At 51.4% G+C, this 3788-nt stretch carries 3 protein-coding genes; 1 reads left to right on the forward strand and 2 read right to left on the reverse strand.

The window, feature by feature from the left end:
* The first annotated feature begins 65 nt into the window (after nucleotides 1-65).
* On the forward strand, nucleotides 66-1073 hold the full coding sequence (locus ACTHUM_RS10740) for an IS5 family transposase (RefSeq protein WP_440402875.1): 1008 nt from the start codon (nucleotides 66-68) through the stop codon (nucleotides 1071-1073).
* A 212-nt stretch (nucleotides 1074-1285) separates the two neighbouring features.
* Here the strand turns inward: ACTHUM_RS10740 and trxB are convergent, their stop codons facing one another.
* Both trxB and ACTHUM_RS10750 read right to left on the reverse strand, forming a co-directional pair.
* Nucleotides 1286-2236 carry a thioredoxin-disulfide reductase gene (trxB, locus tag ACTHUM_RS10745; RefSeq protein ID WP_049329772.1) on the reverse strand — a complete coding sequence of 317 codons (951 nt, stop codon included), beginning with the start codon at nucleotides 2234-2236 and terminating at the stop codon, nucleotides 1286-1288.
* A gap of 108 nt (nucleotides 2237-2344) precedes the next feature.
* The gene (locus ACTHUM_RS10750; protein WP_070461595.1) at nucleotides 2345-3640 is read right to left on the reverse strand and encodes an NAD(P)/FAD-dependent oxidoreductase; all 1296 of its coding nucleotides are present in this window, start codon (nucleotides 3638-3640) and stop codon (nucleotides 2345-2347) included.
* Nucleotides 3641-3788 lie beyond the last annotated feature (148 nt).

The raw sequence follows: 3788 nt of genomic DNA on the forward strand, positions 1-3788 counted from the left end.
CTGAGACCTTTGCAAAATTCCCCAAAATCCCCTAAATTCCTACTAAGACATTTAGGGGATTTTCCATGACCACCTTCTTTCAGCAAACCGTCCAAGCCATGATCGTCAAACACATCGACCGCTTCCCACTATTGAAGTTGGATCAGGTAATTGATTGGCAACCGATCGAACAGTACCTGAATCGTCAAAGAACCCGTTACCTTAGAGATCACCGCGGCCGTCCCGCCTATCCCCTGTTGTCCATGTTCAAAGCCGTCCTGCTCGGACAATGGCACAGCCTCTCCGATCCCGAACTCAAACACAGCCTCATCACCCGCATCGATTTCAACCTGTTTTGCCGTTTTGACGAACTGAGCATCCCCGATTACAGCACCTTATGCCGCTACCGCAACTGGCTGGCGCAAGACGACACCCTGTCTGAACTGCTAAAACTGATTAACCGACAACTGACCGAAAAAAACCTAAAAGTAGAGAAAGCATCTGCCACCGTCATTGACGCCACCATTATTCAGACCGCCGGCAGCAAACAGCGTCAGGCCATAGAAGTCGATGAAGAAGGACAAGTCAGCAGCCAAACCACACCGAGTAAAGACAGCGATGCCCGTTGGATAAAGAAAAGCGGCCTCTACAAACTCGGTTACAAACAACATACCCGTACCGATGCGGAAGGCTATATTGAGAAACTGCACATTACCCCTGCCAATGCCCATGAATGCAAACACCTGTTGCCTTTGTTGGAAGGCCTATCCAAAGGTACGACCGTCTATGCCGACAAAGGCTACGACAGTAAGGAAAACCGGCAACATCTGAAAGAGCATCGGCTGCAGGACGGCATTATGCGCAAAGCCCACCGCAAACATCCGCTGTCGGAAGCACAAACCAAACGTAACCGATATTTATCAAAAACCCGTTATGTGGTCGAACAGAGCTTCGGTACGCTGCACCGTAAATTCCGCTATGCCCGGGCAGTCTATTTTGGTCTGCTCAAAGTAAGTGCACAAAGCCATCTGAAGGCGATGTGTTTGAACCTTTTGAAAGCGGCTAACAGGCTAAGTGTGCCTGTTTGCGCCTAAAAGGCGGCCCGGATGCCTGATTATCGGGTATCCAAGGGGGATTATGGGGGGTATTTGAGTAGAATCAGTGGATATTCGAAACAAAAACAGCCGAAAACCTGTGTTTAGGTTTCGGCTGTTGGGGGAAAGGAATTTTGCAAAGGTCTCAGGCCGTCTGAAATTTCAGATGGCCTTTTGATTATGTTTTAAAGAATAGGACGTAGCTTAGAGGCTCATACGCCGTGGCGGTCGAGCCAACGTTCGGCATCAAGCGCAGCTTGGCAGCCGGAAGCTGCGCTGGTGATGGCTTGACGGTAGGTATGGTCTTTGACGTCGCCTGCCGCCCATACGCCTTCGATATTGGTTGCGCCGACATTGTCACCGGTACCACCTTTGGTTTTCAGGTAGCCAGTTTCATCCATATCAAGTTGACCTTTGAAGATGTCGGTGTTGGGTTTGTGGCCGATGGCGATGAAAACGCCTTTTACAGCGATTTCTTCAGTGCTGCCGTCATTGTGTTTCAGGCGTGCACCGGTAACGCCGCTTTCGTCGCCCAAGATTTCGTCAACCGAGCTGTTGAGCTTGAGGATGATTTTGCCTTCTTCGACGCGTTGCATCAGTTTGTCCACCATGATTTTCTCGGCGCGGAAGCTGTCGCGGCGGTGAATCAGGGTAACGGTGTTGGCGATATTGGCAAGGTAGAGGGCTTCTTCCACAGCGGTATTGCCACCGCCGACTACGGCAACATCTTGTTTTTTGTAGAAGAAACCATCGCAAGTTGCGCAGGCGGAAACGCCTTTGCCGGCAAAGGTTTCTTCGCTTGGCAAACCTAAATATTTGGCGGAAGCGCCGGTGGCAACGATGAGTGCATCGCAGGTGTATTCGCCCATATCGCCTTTAAGGGTAAACGGACGGTTTTGCAAATCAACGGTGTGGATTTGGTCGAAAATCATTTCAGTACCGAAGCGTTCGGCATGAGCCTGGAAACGGGCCATCAGTTCCGGACCTTGTACGCCTTCGGCATCGGCAGGCCAGTTGTCCACTTCGGTGGTGGTCATCAGTTGTCCGCCTTGCTCAACGCCGGTAATGATCACAGGGTTGAGATTGGCGCGGGCAGCATAGACGGCGGCAGTATAGCCGGCGGGGCCGGAGCCGAGGATGATGAGTTTGTGATGGTTGCTCATAATGGTTTCCTTGCTGATGAATGATTGAATTTTGTCGTATCTAAGCTTTCAGACGGCCTGAATTTTACTTGAATCTGCCGCCGTCTGAAATATGTTTGTTGCTTGGGTTTAGTGGCTGTCTTTCCATTGATAGTATTTTGAGCCGAGAAAAGAGCCGAGTTTGCGCAGGAATGGTTGGGTGATGATGTTGCTGTGGCGCAGTTGCTCGAAAGGTTTCAGACGGCCGTCATCGCCCATGATGGCTTCGGCAATCGCCAAACCGGCAATGCCGGTAATCGCCATGCCGTGTCCGGAATAGCCTTGGGCGTAGAAAACGGTAGGGGCGAGGCGGCCGAAATGTGGGGCGAGGTTGCGCGTAATGTCGCATTCGCCGCCCCAAGAATGCTCGATTCTGATATCGGCAAGTTGCGGGAAAACTTTCAGCATATCTTGGCGGACGAGTTCAGTCATGCGGTCAGGGTCATCGATAAACTCGTTGTCTTTGCCGCCGAAGAGCAGGCGGCCGTCGGCGCTGAGGCGGTAGTAGTCGAGGACGTGGCGGTTGTCGCAGATGGCCATATTATTGCGGATCAGGTCTTTGGCGCGTTCGCACAGTGGCTCGGTGGCGATGATAAAGGTGCTGACTGCAATGGCTTTTTGTTCCAATACTTTGAATTTTGGGTGTAAGCCTGCATAAGTATTGACGGCATAAACGAGGTTTTTGCACTCAACACTGCCATTGGGCGTATGAACCAGCCAGCCGTTATCGCATGGCTCGATACGCGTCATCGGGGATTGCTCAAAAAGTTGTGCTTCTGCATCGGTTGCCGCTTTGGCAATGCCTAGGGTGTAATTGAGTGGGTGTAAGTGGCCGGATAAAGGATCAAATTGCGCGCCTTGATACATATCGCTGGCAAGTTGCTGCTTCAGCGTGGCTTTATCCCAAAGCTGGTAATGGCTTGCGCCATAATGTTTTTGAGCGTGTTCGTGCCATTGTTGCAATTCTTCCCAATGCTGAGGACGGACGGCGACGGTAGCGTAGCCGCGTTGCCAATCGCATTGGATATTGTGTTTTTGAATGCGGGAGTCAACCAGTTCAACGGCTTGCAGAGATTGCTGCCAGAACCATTGAGCCTGTTCCAAACCGACTTGTTTTTCGATTTCTTCCATGCCGCAGGCAAAGTCGCTGATGACTTGTCCGCCGCTGCGGCCTGATGCGCCGAAACCGATACGGGCGGCTTCAAGTACGATGACTTCATGGCCGTTTTCGGCAAGCGGTAGGGCGGTGCATAAGCCGGACAGGCCACCGCCGATAACGCAGGTTTCAGTTTTCAGACGGCCTTCCTGCGTCGGATAAGACGGATGGGGATTAGCCGTGCTGACATAGTAGGAAGGAAGGTATTCTTTGAAGCTGGGATTGATCATGATTTGAGCTTTAGGTTGGTTTTCACTTCATTGAAATTGGTTTTCAGACGGCCTGGAATGTGGGTTTGGGTTCAGGCCGTCTGAAAGGATAAGATGCAGTTAATAAAACAGGCTGTTCCGACACTTTATCGGACAGCCTGTCTGCATA

The organism is Neisseria sp. P0021.S006 (genome assembly GCF_051956895.1).

Excerpts from the sequence above, each read along its gene's own strand:
- ACTHUM_RS10740 (WP_440402875.1), top strand. The coding sequence starts at position 66 with ATGACCACCTTCTTTCAGCAAACCGTCCAAGCCATGATCGTCAAACAC.
- trxB (WP_049329772.1), bottom strand. The coding sequence starts at position 2,236 with ATGAGCAACCATCACAAACTCATCATCCTCGGCTCCGGCCCCGCCGGC.
- ACTHUM_RS10750 (WP_070461595.1), bottom strand. The coding sequence starts at position 3,640 with ATGATCAATCCCAGCTTCAAAGAATACCTTCCTTCCTACTATGTCAGC.